This is a genomic window from Noviherbaspirillum soli, from assembly GCF_015352955.1.
Taxonomy (GTDB): domain Bacteria; phylum Pseudomonadota; class Gammaproteobacteria; order Burkholderiales; family Burkholderiaceae_D; genus Noviherbaspirillum_A; species Noviherbaspirillum_A soli.
The window spans coordinates 93,319-107,671 of sequence record NZ_JACYOX010000008.1 but is presented as its reverse complement, the minus strand read 5'-3'; the positions used below and the strand labels follow the sequence as shown (position 1 = coordinate 107,671).

Annotated in this window: 16 protein-coding genes; 10 read left to right on the top strand and 6 right to left on the bottom strand. The window is 61.6% G+C overall.

Translation table 11 applies throughout. The features are described 5' to 3' along the window. Positions 1–123 precede the first annotated feature (123 nt). The 4 genes from IGW04_RS08975 to IGW04_RS08960 are packed head-to-tail and all read left to right on the top strand — an operon-like array spanning position 124 to position 3,428. On the top strand, positions 124–987 hold the full coding sequence (locus tag IGW04_RS08975) for a branched-chain amino acid ABC transporter permease (protein ID WP_194712729.1): 864 nt from the start codon (positions 124–126) through the stop codon (positions 985–987). Next, positions 984–1,982 carry a branched-chain amino acid ABC transporter permease gene (locus tag IGW04_RS08970; RefSeq protein ID WP_194712728.1) on the top strand — a complete coding sequence of 333 codons (999 nt, stop codon included), beginning with the start codon at positions 984–986 and terminating at the stop codon, positions 1,980–1,982. The genes IGW04_RS08975 and IGW04_RS08970 overlap by 4 nt, the downstream gene beginning before the upstream one ends. Next, a complete protein-coding gene (locus tag IGW04_RS08965) occupies positions 1,979–2,734 on the top strand; it encodes an ABC transporter ATP-binding protein (RefSeq protein ID WP_194712727.1) in 756 nt (251 codons plus the stop codon). Before IGW04_RS08970 ends, IGW04_RS08965 begins: the two co-directional genes overlap by 4 nt. After that, positions 2,727–3,428: an ABC transporter ATP-binding protein gene (locus IGW04_RS08960; RefSeq protein WP_194712726.1), complete on the top strand. Its 702-nt coding sequence runs from the start codon at positions 2,727–2,729 to the stop codon at positions 3,426–3,428. The genes IGW04_RS08965 and IGW04_RS08960 overlap by 8 nt, the downstream gene beginning before the upstream one ends. Here the strand turns inward: IGW04_RS08960 and IGW04_RS08955 are convergent. Beyond that, positions 3,425–4,318: a LysR family transcriptional regulator gene (locus IGW04_RS08955; RefSeq protein ID WP_194712725.1), complete on the bottom strand. Its 894-nt coding sequence runs from the start codon at positions 4,316–4,318 to the stop codon at positions 3,425–3,427. The genes IGW04_RS08960 and IGW04_RS08955 overlap by 4 nt on opposite strands. Before the next feature lie 105 nt (positions 4,319–4,423). On the opposite strand from IGW04_RS08955, the gene gtdA reads away from it, so the two are divergent. Together gtdA and IGW04_RS08945 are read left to right on the top strand one after the other, a co-directional pair. Then, a complete protein-coding gene (gene gtdA / locus IGW04_RS08950) occupies positions 4,424–5,476 on the top strand; it encodes a gentisate 1,2-dioxygenase (RefSeq protein ID WP_194712724.1) in 1,053 nt (350 codons plus the stop codon). 48 nt (positions 5,477–5,524) lie between these two features. After that, positions 5,525–6,232, top strand: a complete 708-nt coding sequence (locus IGW04_RS08945; RefSeq protein WP_194712723.1) for a fumarylacetoacetate hydrolase family protein — start codon at positions 5,525–5,527, stop codon at positions 6,230–6,232. Positions 6,233–6,391: 159 nt separating this feature from the next. On the opposite strand, the gene IGW04_RS08940 is transcribed toward IGW04_RS08945, so the two are convergent. Together IGW04_RS08940 and IGW04_RS08935 are read right to left on the bottom strand one after the other, a co-directional pair. Further along, positions 6,392–6,772: a type III secretion system chaperone family protein gene (locus IGW04_RS08940; RefSeq protein WP_194712722.1), complete on the bottom strand. Its 381-nt coding sequence runs from the start codon at positions 6,770–6,772 to the stop codon at positions 6,392–6,394. Positions 6,773–6,778: 6 nt separating this feature from the next. Further along, a complete protein-coding gene (locus IGW04_RS08935) occupies positions 6,779–7,138 on the bottom strand; it encodes a TyeA family type III secretion system gatekeeper subunit (protein ID WP_228526954.1) in 360 nt (119 codons plus the stop codon). Between IGW04_RS08935 and IGW04_RS08930 the strand changes: the two genes are divergently transcribed. Then, a complete protein-coding gene (locus tag IGW04_RS08930; RefSeq protein ID WP_323744836.1) occupies positions 7,137–7,793 on the top strand; it encodes an FHIPEP family type III secretion protein in 657 nt (218 codons plus the stop codon). The genes IGW04_RS08935 and IGW04_RS08930 overlap by 2 nt on opposite strands. A gap of 29 nt (positions 7,794–7,822) precedes the next feature. Here the strand turns inward: IGW04_RS08930 and IGW04_RS08925 are convergent, their stop codons facing one another. Continuing rightward, positions 7,823–8,275 (bottom strand): STAS domain-containing protein, encoded by a 453-nt coding sequence (locus IGW04_RS08925; protein WP_194712720.1) that lies wholly within the window; start codon positions 8,273–8,275, stop codon positions 7,823–7,825. A 61-nt stretch (positions 8,276–8,336) separates the two neighbouring features. Between IGW04_RS08925 and sctD the strand changes: the two genes are divergently transcribed. The 3 genes from sctD to IGW04_RS08910 are packed head-to-tail and all read left to right on the top strand — an operon-like array spanning position 8,337 to position 10,273. Further along, positions 8,337–9,758, top strand: coding sequence for a type III secretion system inner membrane ring subunit SctD (sctD, locus tag IGW04_RS08920; protein ID WP_194712719.1), 1,422 nt, complete (start codon positions 8,337–8,339; stop codon positions 9,756–9,758). A gap of 20 nt (positions 9,759–9,778) precedes the next feature. After that, positions 9,779–10,021, top strand: coding sequence for a hypothetical protein (locus tag IGW04_RS08915; RefSeq protein WP_194712718.1), 243 nt, complete (start codon positions 9,779–9,781; stop codon positions 10,019–10,021). A 12-nt stretch (positions 10,022–10,033) separates the two neighbouring features. Continuing rightward, on the top strand, positions 10,034–10,273 hold the full coding sequence (locus IGW04_RS08910; protein ID WP_194712717.1) for an EscF/YscF/HrpA family type III secretion system needle major subunit: 240 nt from the start codon (positions 10,034–10,036) through the stop codon (positions 10,271–10,273). 70 nt (positions 10,274–10,343) lie between these two features. Here the strand turns inward: IGW04_RS08910 and IGW04_RS08905 are convergent, their stop codons facing one another. Together IGW04_RS08905 and IGW04_RS08900 are read right to left on the bottom strand one after the other, a co-directional pair. Beyond that, complete coding sequence (locus IGW04_RS08905) at positions 10,344–12,110, bottom strand: tetratricopeptide repeat protein (RefSeq protein WP_194712716.1); 1,767 nt, start codon at positions 12,108–12,110, stop codon at positions 10,344–10,346. Then, positions 12,107–14,179, bottom strand: a complete 2,073-nt coding sequence (locus tag IGW04_RS08900) for a tetratricopeptide repeat protein (protein WP_194712715.1) — start codon at positions 14,177–14,179, stop codon at positions 12,107–12,109. Before IGW04_RS08900 ends, IGW04_RS08905 begins: the two co-directional genes overlap by 4 nt. Positions 14,180–14,353: the final 174 nt, after the last annotated feature.

Sequence of the window (14,353 nt, the reverse complement as noted above, 5' to 3'; positions counted from 1 at the left end):
ACGGGCCGCGTTTCCAAGATCAATAACGATAAAGAGACTGGAGCGAGACATCATGCTGGCAATGAGGAGGCGCGCCATACCCGGCTCGGCGGCCCGGGCGGCCGGGCGCAACAGGGGCCGGGCATGGGCAATCTGATCGGCGTGCTGTTCGACGGCGTTGCCTACGGCAGCCTGCTGTTTCTGATCAGCGTCGGCCTGTCGGTGACGATGGGACTGATGAACTTTGTCAACCTGGCCCACGGCGCCTTTGCGATGCTGGGCGGCTTCGTCTGCGTGACCCTGCTGTCGCGCCTAGGCATGCCTTTCCTGCTGACCCTGCCGCTGGCCTTCGCCGCCAGCGCCGCGGTCGGCTTCGTCCTCGAACGCACGCTGTACCGCCGGCTGTACAAGGCCAGCCACCTGGACCAGGTGCTGTTTTCCATCGGCCTGACCTTCATGTCGGTGGCCGGCGCAACCTATCTGTTCGGGCCGTCGCAGCAGCCGGTGCAGCTGCCGGACTGGCTGCGTGGCCAGGTCAATATCGCCGGCCTGGATGTGGGCAGCTACCGGCTGTTCCTGATCGGCGTGGTGGTGCTGGTCACGCTGGCGCTGGGCTGGCTGATCGAACGCACCCGTTTCGGCGCGCAGATCCGCGCCTCGGTCGACAACCAGCAGGCCTCGGCCGGCCTGGGCATCAATGTCAGCCGCGTGTTCTCGCTCACTTTCGCGCTGGGCTCCGGCCTGGCCGGCCTGGGTGGCGCTCTGGGCATTGACGTGCTGGGACTGGATCCGACCTTCCCGATCAAGTACATGGTGTATTTCCTGCTGGTGGTGGCCGTGGGCGGCGCCGGCACCATCAAGGGACCGCTGCTGGCGGCCATCGTGCTGGGCATCTTCGACGTGGCGGGCAAGTATTACGTGCCCGACATCGGCGCCTTCGTGATCTATGCGCTGATGGTGATCCTGCTGCTGCTGTTCCCCAACGGCCTGATAGGGAGGCGCTCATGAGCCCGGCGCCCGCCGTCAGCCACGGCCTGGCCGACGGCCGCTGGAAGCCGCTGGAGATCCTGTTCTGGCTGCTGCCGGCAGTGGCCTACTTCCTGGCGCCGGGTTACCTGGTGCTGGTGAGCCAGATCATGATCGTCGGCCTGTTCGCGATGTCGCTCGACCTGATCCTGGGATATGCCGGCATCGTCTCGCTCGGCCATGCGGCCTTCTTCGGGCTGGGGGCCTACACCGCCGGCCTGCTGGCGGTGCATGGCTGGGGCGAGCCCATCAGCGGCCTGTTCGCCGCCGCCGCCGTCTCGGCCCTGGCGGGTTATCTGGTGAGTTTCCTGATCGTGCGCGGCCAGGACCTGACCCGCCTGATGGTCACGCTGGGCATCGGCCTGATGCTGTTCGAAGCAGCCAACAAGGCGGCCTTCCTCACGGGCGGTGTTGACGGACTTTCCGGCATGATGGTCGGCAAGCTGCTCGGCGTGTTCGAGTTCGACCTGGCCGGCAAGACCGCCTTCATCTACAGCTTCGCGGTGCTGTTCCTGCTGTTCGTGGTGTTGCGCCGCCTGGTCAATTCGCCGTTCGGCCTTTCGCTGAAGGGCATACGGGAAGGCGGAAGGCGGATGCCGGCCATTGGCGCCGATGTCAATAAGCGCCTGACTGCGATCTTCACCGTTGGCGCCGCCGTCGCTGGCGTGGCCGGCGCGCTGCTGGCGCAGACCACCCAGTTCGTCGGCCTGGACTCGCTGGGCTTCGCCCGTTCCGCCGAACTGCTGATCATCCTGGTGCTGGGCGGCACCGGCCGGCTGTATGGCGCGCTGGTCGGGGCCATTGTCTTCATGCTGGCGCAGGACTACATCGCCGGCCTGAACCCGGCTTACTGGCAGTTCTGGATCGGCCTCTTGCTGATCGTGATCGTGCTGTTTGCCCGCGGCGGCATCCTGGGCGGGCTGGAGCGCCTGGCAGGGCCCCTGCTGAAGAAGAATCGCAACGGAGCACGGCCATGAGCGGCATCGCATTGCGCACCCAGGGCCTGTCCAAGCAATGGGGCGCGTTCAACGCCAACAGCGACATCAGCCTGAACTTCGCCCCCGGCGCGCGGCATGCGCTGATCGGACCCAACGGCGCCGGCAAGACCACCTTCATCAACCTGCTCACAGGCGGTTTCGCGCCAACCTCGGGCCAGGTCTTCCTCGGCGACGAAGACATCACCGGCCTGCCGCAGCATGTCCGCGTCAAGCGCGGCATGACCCGCACCTTCCAGATCAACACCCTGTTCGCCGGCCTGACCGTGCTGGAGTCGGTGATGCTGGCGCTCTGCGAGCGCGACGGCCGCCATCGCGTCTGGTACCAGACGGTGGCGCGGCAGCGCGCCCAGGCCGACGAAGCCATGGCGCTGCTGGCTGGACTGAAGCTGGAGCGCGACGCCGATGTCGTCAGCCGCAGCCTGCCTTATGGCAAGCAGCGGCTGGTGGAAATTGCGCTGGCGCTGGCAACCCGTCCCAGGGTATTGCTGCTGGACGAGCCGGCGGCGGGCATACCGTCGGCGGAAAGCGCAGAACTGTTCGAAGTCATCGCAGGGCTGCCGCGCGACGTCACGGTGCTGTTCATCGAGCATGACATGGGCCTGGTATTCAAGTTTGCCGAGCGCATCACGGTGCTGGTGGGCGGCAGGGTACTGTGCGAAGGCACGCCACAGCAGATTGCCGCCGACCAGCGCGTGAAGGAAGTCTATCTGGGGGAGGCGGAGCATGGCTGAGCTGCTGGCGCTGGACAGGGTGAGTGCCGGCTACGGCGAATCGGTGGTGCTGGAAGACGTCAGCCTGGCGATGCAGGAAGGCGACAGCCTGGCGCTTCTGGGCCGCAATGGCGTGGGCAAGACCACGCTCCTGACTACGCTGATGGGGCTGACCCAGCTGCATGCCGGCACGATCCGCTGGCGCGGCGCCGACATCGGCCGCGTCCCCACCCACCGCCGCGCACAGGCGGGTTTGGGCTGGGTGCCGCAGGAGCGCCACATGTTTCCCTCGCTGACTGTGGAAGAGCATCTGACGGTGGTTGCCCGCCCGGGACCGTGGAACCTGAAACGCATCTACGACATCTTTCCGCGGCTGCAGGAGCGGCGCGGCAACATGGGCAACCAGCTCTCCGGCGGCGAGCAGCAGATGCTGGCCATTGCCCGCGCGCTGATGACCAATCCGCAGCTGCTGTTGCTGGACGAGCCGATGGAGGGCCTGGCGCCCATCATCGTCCAGGAATTGATGCGGGTCATCCGCAAGCTCATCAGCGAGGAAGGCCTGTCGGTGATCGTGGTCGAGCAGCATGCGCGGCTGGCGCTGTCGATCACCCGGCAGGCCGTCGTGCTGGACCGCGGCCGCATCGTGCATCAAGGCAGCAGCGAAAGCCTGCTGGCCGATGGCGAGAGGCTGGACCGGCTGGTGGCGGTGGCCTAATCCAGGAACAGTTGCGCCACCACCTTCCTCAGCCACTGGTTGGCCGGGTCGGCATGGAAGCGCTCATGCCAGTGCTGCTTCACCGAGAAATCGGGCAGCTTCACCGGCGCCGGCAGCATCTTGACGTTTTCCTGCTGCACCATGGCGCTGCCAAAGCGCTGCGGCACGGTGGCGATGCACTCCGTTTGCGCGACGATCCTGGCCACGCCCAGGAAACTTGGCACCTTCAGCACAATGCTGCGCTGGATGCCTTTCGCATGCAGGCTCTTCTCCACGATGGAATGCCCGGTGCCGGAACTCTTGATCAGCACATGGCCTTCATTCAGGAAAGCCTTGCGCGTCAACGCGTCCGTGATGCGCGGATGGTCGGCTGCCAGCAGGCAGACGAAGTTCTGGTCGAACAGCTTCTGCTGGTAAAACCCCGCTTCCAGGTGCGGCATGAAGCCCACCGCCAGGTCGACTTCGCCGCTTGCCAGCTGCATTGGCGTATCCGGTGAAATCGTGGTGGCATCGATGCGGATCGCCGGCGCCGCCTGTTTCAAGTGATTCAGCAATCTGGGCAGCAGCACGATCTCGCTGATATCAGTCATGCAGATCTTGAACTCGCGCTCGCTGTTTTCCGGCGCGAATTCCTTCTTGTGGCGCAACGCGCTGTGCAGCGCCGCGGTGGCGGCGCGGACGTCCGCCAGGATCTCCAGCGCATGCGGCGTCGGCTCCATGCCGCGCGGCGTCCGGATGAATAGCGGGTCGCCGAAATGGCGGCGCAGCCTGGAAAGAGCGATGCTTGCCGTGGGTTGCGCCATGCCCAGGTTTTCAGCCGCGCGCGTGATGCTGCCGCTGCTGTAGATCTCCTCGAATACCGCCAGCAGTTCCATGTCGAACCGGGCCATGGCTTGCTCCTTTATTGCGAATCATAATGTTGATTATGCAGTTTCATAGATTTACATGATAGAAGCCTTTTGCCATCATCCCGCCATTCCCGATGAGGAGACAACATGGACCAGTCCAAGGATAATCCTGCGCGCAGGGCGCTGTACGAGTCGATCCGGCCGCATCACATGACGCCGTTGTGGGAAGTGCTGCATGCGCTGGTGCCCAAAACCCCCACCACCGCTTGCGTGCCGGCATTGTGGCGTTACCGCGAGGTCAAGCCTTTCCTGATGCAGTCGGGCGAGCTGATCACCGCCGAGGAAGCGGTGCGCCGGGTGCTGATACTGGAAAACCCCGGCCTTCCGGGGCAGTCGGCAATCACCCAGTCGCTGTACGCAGGCCTGCAGCTGATCCTGCCCGGCGAGGTGGCGCCGTCGCACCGGCATGTGCAGTCGGCGCTGCGTTTCGTCATCGACGGCAAGGGCGCCTACACCACGGTGGAAGGCGAACGCACCACCATGCATCCGGGCGACTTCATCATCACCCCGTCGTGGCGCTGGCATGACCATGGCAATGAAGGCGTGGACGGCGTCACCGAGCCGGTGGTGTGGCTCGACGGCCTCGATATCCCGACCGTGCGCTTCTTCGACGCCGGTTTCGCCGAAAACGACGATGTCAGCAAGTCGCAGACCGTGCGCCATCCGGAAGGCAGCAGCTATGCCCGCTACGGCGCGAACATGGCGCCGGTGCGCCGCGTCAATACCGGCCTGACCTCGCCGATCTTCAGCTATCCCTACAGCCGCACGCGGGAGGCATTGCATGCGCTGGAGCGCAACAGCGAAATCGACGCCTGGCACGGCATCAAGATGAAATACATCAATCCCACCACCGGCGGCTGGGCCATGCCCACCATCGGCACCTGCATGCAGCTTCTGCCCAGGGGGTTCAGGGGCAAGCCGCATCGTTCGACCGACGGCACCGTCTACTGCGTCACCGAAGGCCGTGGCAGCGCCCAGGTCGGCGACCAGACTTTCCAGTTCGAGCCGCAGGACGTCTTCGTGGTGCCGTCATGGGCTTCCCTGTCCCTGTCCACGGAAGAGGGCGCAGTGCTGTTCAGCTATTCGGACCGTCCCATCCACGAAGCGCTGGGCATACTGCGCGAAGAATTCGCGGACTAGGCGGCACGCCGCCGGTCCCTCACCCGTCACCGTTTTTCACAGGCCATCATGAGCAATTACGTTATTCCCCCACAAGCCATCGTCGGCCTCCCGGTTGCTGGAGAAGCGGCCAGCTTCCCGGTGCGTCGCGTCTATTGCGTCGGACGCAACTACGCTGCCCACGCACGCGAGATGGGCTTCGATCCCGACCGCGAACCGCCATTCTTCTTCTGCAAGCCCAACGATGACGCTTCCATCGTTCCGGTGGCCGATGGCGAGGCTGCGACGATTCCCTATCCATCGCAGACTGCCAACTTCCATTATGAAATCGAGCTGGTGGTGGCAATAGGCAAGGGCGGCAAGGATATCGCGGTGGAAGACGCCAACAATCACATCTACGGTTATGCCGTCGGCCTGGACATGACCCGGCGCGACCTGCAGATGCGCATGCGCGAAGCCGGGCGGCCATGGGAAATCGGCAAGGCCTTCGATTTTTCAGCGCCAGTCGGCCCGGTGCATCCGGTTGCCCAAACCGGAGTCATCGATAGCGGCGCCATCAGCCTCACCGTCGATGGCGCAGTCAGGCAGACCAGCGACCTGACCCACCTGATCTGGTCGGTGCCGGAAACCATCGCCAACCTGTCGACCCTGTTCGAGCTGCAGCCGGGCGATCTGATCTTTACCGGTACGCCGGAAGGCGTGGGCGCTGTCATGCCTGGCCAGACCATGGTCGGCGAGATCGCAGGGCTGGGCAGGTTGCAGGTAAAGGTGGTTTGAACGGCGGAATGACTTTCAAGCGCATTGACGCTGATGCCGGATGCGGTTGGAAGCCTGGGCGCCTTTTCGGATGGGGACCTTCGACCACTGCCGCAGGACCGGACATGGGTGCCTCAGCGCGTAGTCGCGGGACGCTTGTGTTGGCGGTCTCCCTGACGCTCAGGCGGCCGCGGCCTTGTACTGCATTTCCAGCAAGCTGTTGACTGTCTGGTCCAATAGCGGCAAATCAAAGGCGCGCGCGGGCAGGTGCATTGCCATCACCAGGCGTTCTTCCTGTATCCCGGTTTGCGCCTGGCCGTAAGGGCTGGAACGGCCGTTCGCAAGACGCAATGCCGCTTCGAACTGACCTAGCGGGTCAAACTGCAGGGGCGCGCTGGCGTAGACCAGCATTTCATGCAGCGGCAGTTCCGGGATATAACAAAATCCAAGCAGTTCCCCGCTTTCCAGTTGCAGTTCCAGAATACTGTCGAACTCGAACGCCAGTTCGCCCAGGCCTCTGGATATGCCAAACTCCCTGATCGTCTGCTGTATCCAATCCATCCCGGTTCAGCTCGTGGCTTCCTCTTCGCGCAGGATCGCGGCTTCCAGCACCGTTTGTGCCGCCTCCCTCAACTGGGTGAGGGCGCGCAAGCTCGGATAAGCGCGGTCTGGCATGGTGCGCAGTATCCCGATGACGCCCTGCAGCGTCACAATGGACGCCGATGCATTGTCCGCAAGCCCCAGGCGGTTCAGCATCTTTTCAAACTGTGCGGGCTGGCCGTTGCCGGATTCGATGATGTCCAGCAGTTCATTGATCAATGCTTTTCCGTTGACATGAGGAACATTAAAGCTGCCCATCTTGGCGATGCCCTGCAGATTCATTTCAAACTCTTCCACCATCATCAGAAAGGAGGAGGAAAGATGCATGCTCGATAAGTTGTTCAGGATATCGGTCCGGCGCGCGGTGTCTTCCGACCTTGCTTCAGCCCGCATCGCGGCACCGAGTGTGCTCTTGGAAGCGCGGCTCGTGATTACCGAGGTCGAATCAGAGTTCCCGGAACTGGCCAAGGAGGTTCAGCGCGTACTGCCGATTCATAAAATTGCCGAAATTTTTCAGCGGTTGGTAAGCGAGGAAATTTCGATACGCAATATTCGGGCTGTAATGGAAGCGCTTATTGAATGGGGCCAGAAGGAAAAAGATTCTGTCCTGCTTACGGAGTATGTGCGGGTTGCCTTGAAAAGGCACATCAGCCACAAGTACTCCAGCGGCCAGAATATCCTGCCTGCTTATCTGCTGGCGCCTTCTGTTGAGGATACGGTGCGCGGAGCAATCAGGCAGACGTCAGGGGGTTCCTATCTTGCGCTTGACCCGTCCGTATCACGCAGGCTCCTCGACAAAATCAAAGCCACGGTTGGCGATGTAACGATGGCAGCCTCGCGTCCTGTCCTGTTGACGTCCATGGATATCAGGCGCTACATGCGCAAGATGATCGAGCAGGAGCTGTATGAGCTGCCGGTGCTCTCTTATCAGGAATTGACGGCCGAGGTCAATATTCAACCGTTGGCCAAGATCGAGCTATGACCATGCAATCTATTCCGCCTCGGCATGCTTCAATCATCATCATCGGAAGCATGCCAGTCCTCGTCATCATCGTCGTCCGGCAGGGATGCGCTTTCATTGAGCGCATTATCGTCATCAAACTCGAGACGTTGCTCGGATTCGCTGTACCTGCTGCGCTTCAGCGCATCCTGGGCTTTTTCGACAGTTGGATATTCGCTGACAAGTGCGTGCACGCCGCACAGTTGCATGAGGCTTTGGAATTGCTGGCTGGCTCCGATAACCATGACCTGTATCGGGGCGGGTCGGTTGACGAGGTCAAGTATGACTTCCAACAGGCTGGAGCATGCATGCGCCGCTTGGCTAAGGTCGAGCACGAGGGCATCGATCCTGGTATCTGACAGGATATTGATCCGCTCCTGAATGTCGAGTGCAGCCGCATGATCGACCGCCTGGTGCGGACGCATCAGCAGAACATCGTTGGATATTTCGGAGTAAGTAGTCATGGCAGGGCGATGAATTGAGACGTTTCTATTGTAACTTGCGGTATCTGTTTGAAAGCATATCTTGAACGCTCTATTAGGTGATACAGACTTTGCGTTCGATGGCGAGTTCGAACAGGAAAGCGTGATAGAACTCAGGGTGCTGTATGGCGCCCAGATGGACAGTTGCCTCACGCTTGGGCCTGGCGAATATCTGCTTGGAAGCGGAGATGACTGCACGGTGATGCTGGCCGGGCGAAACGTGGCTGAGCGCCATGCCATCCTCCGCTTCGATGGAGCGACGGTACTGATGGCGCCTTGCGATGGCGTCGTGCGTAATGCATACGGCGATGAAATCGAGGCTGAGCAGGAACTGGTATTGGGCCTGCCAGTCGAATTGGGCAGCGTGATCATTACGGTGGATCATGCAGATGCGCCCTGGCCTGAGCCTGAGTCGGTCATGCCCGCTAGCCGCGCGCAGCGCGCAGTGACGGAAGGATCCCCGGAGGAAGAAGAACCCACGGATGCCTCGTCCGACCCGGAAGCCGTTCATGCGAAATCGGAGGATGTCAAGGAAGCGACGGTAACGCAAGTGTTCCCGCGCGAGGCCAAGCAGTTCCACAGGTGGCTGCTCGCTGTCCTGCTTATCGCAGGCGTCAGCGGTCTTGGCGCTGTGGGCTGGTACAGCATTGGAACAAGGCAAGCGGTGAAGGCAATGCCGGCCGTGGTTGAGAGCAAGGCAGATATCGAGCAGCCTCCTGCGGCAGCGGTGAAGACGCTCGCTGACTTTGGCGGTTCGTCATTGACGCTGCAAAAGCGGGGATCTGGCTGGCAAGTGCATGGCTATGTTGCGACCAATTCGGAGTACACGAGGCTGATCAATGCAATGGCGGCCGCGGCGCCTGCCGTGGAAGTGAAAGTCGCTGTGGACGAGAATGTCCTGCGGGATACCAGAACGACGCTGGATGGAGAGGACTTGAATGCCTATCTGAAAGTTGACAGTGCCACGCATGGTGTTGTTGTGCTGTCAGGAGCGGCAAGCTCGGGCGAGGCCATGGAAAGTATCCGCGCCCTGGTCAAGGAAAGAGTGCCGGGGGTTCAGGAAGTGAAGGCAAATCTTCTGCTTCCGGAGCAATTGCGCGGCAAGCTGAAAGAAAGGATTGCCGCGGCCGGCCTGTCCGAGCGCCTGCTTGTCAAACGTGAGGGCGATGAACTCAGGCTGGCCGGCAAATTGAGCCTGGACGAGATACGGCGCTGGGAAGAGTTGATCCTGGCATTCAGCAAGGACTACGGCAACGTGTTGCCGGTGAGGGCCACGATTACACGGTTCGTTCCCAAGCCGCCAGTGGGCGTGCAAATCATCGTGGGAGGTGCCATACCTTTTATCGTTACCGAGAATGGGGAACATGTGAACCAGGGAGGGAATGTGGATGGGCACACGCTGATGTCCATCAAGGAGGGTGAAGTGGTGTTCGAGGGGACGCAGCGCATCAGGATTGCGAGGTGACCATGAGAGCGCCTGTTGTGATGCTGGATCTGGAGGAAAAGCTGCTGGCGGATCGCGATGGCAGCCTCCGACGAAAGCTCATCGGCGACCTGCATGAGTTGCAACAGCGCTTGCAGGGAGAGTTAAGGCAGATGAATAGCCGAAGCAGGTACGTGGAACTGCAGGGAGCGGTGCAGGCGGTCACGGCCGCAGTGCAGGTATTGCAGACCTTGAATGTGCCCGCCGTGAGCGGGCAGCCGGTTAAATCAAAAAACAGCAAGTAAGGAAGGATTGATATGGCACAGTATATAACTCTGGGCGAAGTGGCAGGAACGGCAAGGGATGGAATTGCGTCTGCCGAGACAGTCTTGCGAACAGCTCTGAATTCTATCAAGCAAGGCACCAGTGTAGGCATTGGCGACCTGTTCGACCTGCAATACCAGATGTCTGCCTATACCATCAGCGCCAATACCTTCAGTTCGGTGCTGAAGGAATTTTCAGACACGATGAAAAGCGTGGTGCAGAAGTCTACTTGATGGTTCGTTGCATGGATCGGGCGGAGGCGCTGGATAAGCGCGTCCACGCCCGGCCGCCGTTGCTGCGAACTCAGCAAAATTCCTCGGCCATCGCCTGTGCCACTGCCGCAATGACCGAGTCCCAGCAACCGCGGCTTGATTGGCGATACAGGCGGGCACTGTTGTACCAGGGCGTATCATGCCGGCCCGTCATCCAGCGCCATTCTGCTTGCCAGGGCAGCAGTACCCAAAGCGGGTGGCCGAGCGCACCGGTCAGGTGCGCGATCGCAGTATCCACGGATAGCACCAGATCGGTGTTGGCGATCAGGCCGGCGACGTCGGTGAAGTCGTTGATGTCGACTTCTGCCTTCATGATGCCTGACATGTTTTGTAATGTGCTGCTGTCTTCCAGCGTCAATTCCGGCTGCAGGACAATGAGTTCAGCATGTTCGGTCAATGGAGCGAAGGCTGCCAGTGGCATGGAGCGAGTGGCGTTGCCGTTGTTGTGTGGCGAGCCGGAACAGACGATGCCGACACGCGGTCGCCTGCCTCGTGGTGCAAGGCGGGCTGTCCATCTCTGTACTTTTTCATCCGGTGCCCGCAAATAAGCATGCGGAAGCGGAATGGCGGTGCGAGGACCGAGAGCCAGCGGCATGCTCATCATCGAAATCTGGAAATCATGCGGTGGGAGCGTCTCGCCGCGCACACGAATGCTTGCGACCGGTAACTGCCTGCACAAATTGAGCAAGGGAGCAGGCACTTCGAGCAGGACCGTGGCACCGCGTTCGGCGAGACAGGCAGCATAACGGCAGAACTGTATCGTGTCGCCGTAACCCTGCTCGCTCCAGATCAGGATGGTTTTTCCGGCAAGCGCTTCCTTTCCCGTCCACCGCGGCGCCAGCAGATCGTGCACTGCGGGCAAGGTGTCGTGCACCAACCGGTGCTCATAACCTTCCCATCCTCTCCAGTCGCCCAGCATCAGCCTCAGCATGCCCTCCTTGGCGCGCAGTGTCGCCAGCTCGGATGGATAAGCCTGTGCAAGCTTCATCGCTTCTTCTAAAAGTTTGAGCGCTTCCTGATGCTTTCCCAGTGCTGCAAGTGTCGAGGCGCGATTGGCATGCGCAGGACGGTGCCCGGAGTCGATGTGGAGAGCTTGCTCAAAGCAGCGCATGGCTTGCTTGGCATCTTCCATCTGTACCAGCGTGCATCCGCGCGTCGTCCATGCGCCAGCATCATTTGGCGCGAGTTCCAATGCGCGATTGCTCTCTGCAAACGCTTCTTCCAATCGTCCGAGCCGGTTCAGTGTGGCCGTGCGGTTGCAAATGACCTCCACGCTGTCGGGTTCCCTGGCGAGCGCTTCATCATGGCAGCGTAGCGCTTCAGCATAGTAGCCATGCTCGTGCAGCAGATTGGCCTTGCCGCTCCATGCATGCGTGAGGCCTGGATCCAATGACAGCGCGGCATCATAGGATTCCATCGCAAGCTTGAACTTTCCCAGCCGCCGCGCCAGGGTGCCGCGATCGAGCGCCATTGCAGCGTTCATATTGCCGGCTTCAGCCAGCTTGGAGAGAATGTCGAGCGCATCTTCAGCGCGTCCCAGGTCGGCATAGATTCGCGCACGCAGTGCTTGCATGTCACGGCTTTTCGGGCGGAGACGGCATGCTTCTTCCAGCAATGCGCAGCCTTGCTGGCGGTGACCGGCGGCGGCCATCATCATGGCCCGCAAGTACAAGGCATAGGGATAAGCGGGATCAGCGTGGTGGACCTGGGCAAGCAAGTCATGGCTTGCATCGAGCTCGCCTGCTGCGAACAGCCTTTCCGCCTCTTTTAGCGCCCGCATGGCGGATGCGGCCGTCATGCGGCGCCCCGTTGCAGGTACAGCGTATCCGTTGAAAAACGCGGCAGTTCCTGATCAAGCCGACAAAAGAGTTCCTCCCAGTTGCCCTGCCTGGCCTGACGGAACAGGCGAGCAGTGGGATACCACTGGCTGCTGGTGTTTCTCCCGCTTTTCCAGCGCCATTCGCTGGCATAAGGCAGCAATATCCAGAGCGGTTTGCCAAGGGCGCCGGCCAGGTGCGCAATGGAGGTATCGACGCTGATCACCAGGTCCATGGCGCCCAGCAGGTTGGCGGTATCGGCGAAGTCGGTGAATCCGGCGGTGGGGTATCGCACCGATGGATGGGATTTCAGCCAGGCCGCATCAGCCGGTTCCAGTGCATTCTGCAGGATGAACAGGTCGCCATGACGTTGCAGACGTTCGAACGCAGCCAGCGGCGCCGAGCGCTGGGGATTGCTGCCGTATTCGGGATTGCCTGAGCAGGCAATGCCTATCCTGAGGACAGGGTGGGGCCTGGATGGCATGTCACCCTTGGCCCGCAGGTAGGGGACCTTGCGTGGTATATCCTGCTCGCTCTGCAGAAAGAACTGCGGCAATGCCATCAGCGGTATCCGATAGTCGCAGGCAGGTAGCGGGTCGCTCTGTGTCAACACCTGGCAGCCGTCCAGGCAGGACAGCAATTGCTTCAGTGCGGGATATACCAGAAAGTAGACAACGCAGTTCATGGAGGCCAGCCTGGGGATGAGCCGGCAGAATTGAATGACATCGCCGTAGCCTTGCTCCGCATGCACCAGCACATGTTTTCCCGCGAGGCTTTCCGCGCCCGACCAGAGGGGGATGCGTTCATCCGCCAGACACGGAGCCGTGCTGAGGCTGCGATAGGCCTGGTAGTTGATCCAGCCGTTCGCATAGTCGCCATTCCTCAACTGCGCCCATCCCAATGCAAATCGTAGTGTTTCATTCCCTGGATGGTGCCGATACACATGCGCCAGCCATGCAACGGCTTCCGCATCGCGGTCGAGCAGGCACAGCAGGCCAGCCTTCGTGTAGCTTGCTTCCAGGCAGCCGATATCGAGAGCGCAGGCTTCCTCTGCGCTTTCCAGTGCGTCCTCGTAGCGACTTTGGGACTCAAGCGCGAGAGCGCGGTGCCGCCAGGCTTCGGCGCTGTGGGCATCGAGCCTGATGGCGGCATTGCAGCTGGCCAGTGCTTCCGCCTGCCGCTGGGCGACAAGCAGCGCCGCCGCCCGTTGCAGCCAGATGGCGGCCGAGGAAGGCGCGAGCGAAACCGCCTTGTCATGCGCGGCGATGGCGGCATCCATCCGCTCGAGCTTGCACAAGCCGGCGCCAAGATTGCTCCAGGCCGTGGCGTGGCGCGGAGCCAGTTCGGTTGCCCGCGCATGGCATGCGACCGCCTCCTCGAGTCTTTTCATTTTTCCCAGCGTGATGCCACGGTGGGTAAGCATGGAAGGGTCGTCCGGACAGCATGCCGCTGCCTGGTCGTGACAGGCGAGCGCTTCCTCAAGCCGGGCCAGGGCATCGAGGGTCAGGGCTTTTCCTGACCATGCGACCGCATCCGGCATCAGTTCGAGCGCCCGGTCGTGGCAAGCCAGCGCCTCGTCCAGCCGCTTCATTGCATGCAGCAGATTCGCCTGTGTTTGCCAGCCCCGTGCATGCGTGGGAGCCTCCACCAGCGCCCTCTGGCAAAAGTCGAGTGCCTGGGCATGCCGCTCCAGCTTTTCGAGAGCAATCGCGCAGTCGATCAGCATGTCGGGCGTTGCGCAACCCAGTGCGATGGCGCGCTGATAGGCGGCGGCGGCCTGTGCCGGCAAGCCAAGCTCCCATTCCACCCGGGCCAGGTGCACATGCAGGGGGCCATGGTCCGGTGCGGCAAGGCATGCCTGGCGCAATGTACGGGCTGCGTTGCGCAGGTCGCCCTGCCTTGCCTGTACCAGGCCCAGCAGTTGCATTGCCGCCGCATTGTCGGGCTCGACAGTCAGCAGCGCGTGGAGTGTGGATGCCGCCGTATCGAATTGGCCATGTTCGGCGTGGGTGCAGGCAATGCGGAGAAGAGCGTCAATGTGGTTTGGCATGAGTGGATGGCGCAACGGCCTGGCTCGGTGGGATGTCCTGCAAGCCGCCGGGGATAGAGGCGCGGCAAGCATTAACTGACTGAGTTGGCTGGGTCGGCCATTTGTTCCAGGCTGCAGGCCATTTGCCGAAGCCAAAAAAAACGCCGCTGATTGCTGGCAGCGGCGTTTGATGCA

Excerpts from the sequence above, each read along its gene's own strand:
- IGW04_RS08960 (WP_194712726.1), top strand. The coding sequence starts at position 2,727 with ATGGCTGAGCTGCTGGCGCTGGACAGGGTGAGTGCCGGCTACGGCGAA.
- IGW04_RS08915 (WP_194712718.1), top strand. The coding sequence starts at position 9,779 with ATGCTGGATCTGGAGGAAAAGCTGCTGGCGGATCGCGATGGCAGCCTC.
- IGW04_RS08930 (WP_323744836.1), top strand. The coding sequence starts at position 7,137 with ATGCTCGATAAGTTGTTCAGGATATCGGTCCGGCGCGCGGTGTCTTCC.
- IGW04_RS08945 (WP_194712723.1), top strand. The coding sequence starts at position 5,525 with ATGAGCAATTACGTTATTCCCCCACAAGCCATCGTCGGCCTCCCGGTT.
- IGW04_RS08900 (WP_194712715.1), bottom strand. The coding sequence starts at position 14,179 with ATGCCAAACCACATTGACGCTCTTCTCCGCATTGCCTGCACCCACGCC.
- IGW04_RS08925 (WP_194712720.1), bottom strand. The coding sequence starts at position 8,275 with ATGACTACTTACTCCGAAATATCCAACGATGTTCTGCTGATGCGTCCG.
- IGW04_RS08935 (WP_228526954.1), bottom strand. The coding sequence starts at position 7,138 with ATGCATCTTTCCTCCTCCTTTCTGATGATGGTGGAAGAGTTTGAAATG.
- IGW04_RS08975 (WP_194712729.1), top strand. The coding sequence starts at position 124 with ATGGGCAATCTGATCGGCGTGCTGTTCGACGGCGTTGCCTACGGCAGC.
- IGW04_RS08905 (WP_194712716.1), bottom strand. The coding sequence starts at position 12,110 with ATGACGGCCGCATCCGCCATGCGGGCGCTAAAAGAGGCGGAAAGGCTG.
- IGW04_RS08910 (WP_194712717.1), top strand. The coding sequence starts at position 10,034 with ATGGCACAGTATATAACTCTGGGCGAAGTGGCAGGAACGGCAAGGGAT.
- gtdA (WP_194712724.1), top strand. The coding sequence starts at position 4,424 with ATGGACCAGTCCAAGGATAATCCTGCGCGCAGGGCGCTGTACGAGTCG.
- IGW04_RS08955 (WP_194712725.1), bottom strand. The coding sequence starts at position 4,318 with ATGGCCCGGTTCGACATGGAACTGCTGGCGGTATTCGAGGAGATCTAC.
- IGW04_RS08970 (WP_194712728.1), top strand. The coding sequence starts at position 984 with ATGAGCCCGGCGCCCGCCGTCAGCCACGGCCTGGCCGACGGCCGCTGG.
- IGW04_RS08965 (WP_194712727.1), top strand. The coding sequence starts at position 1,979 with ATGAGCGGCATCGCATTGCGCACCCAGGGCCTGTCCAAGCAATGGGGC.
- IGW04_RS08940 (WP_194712722.1), bottom strand. The coding sequence starts at position 6,772 with ATGGATTGGATACAGCAGACGATCAGGGAGTTTGGCATATCCAGAGGC.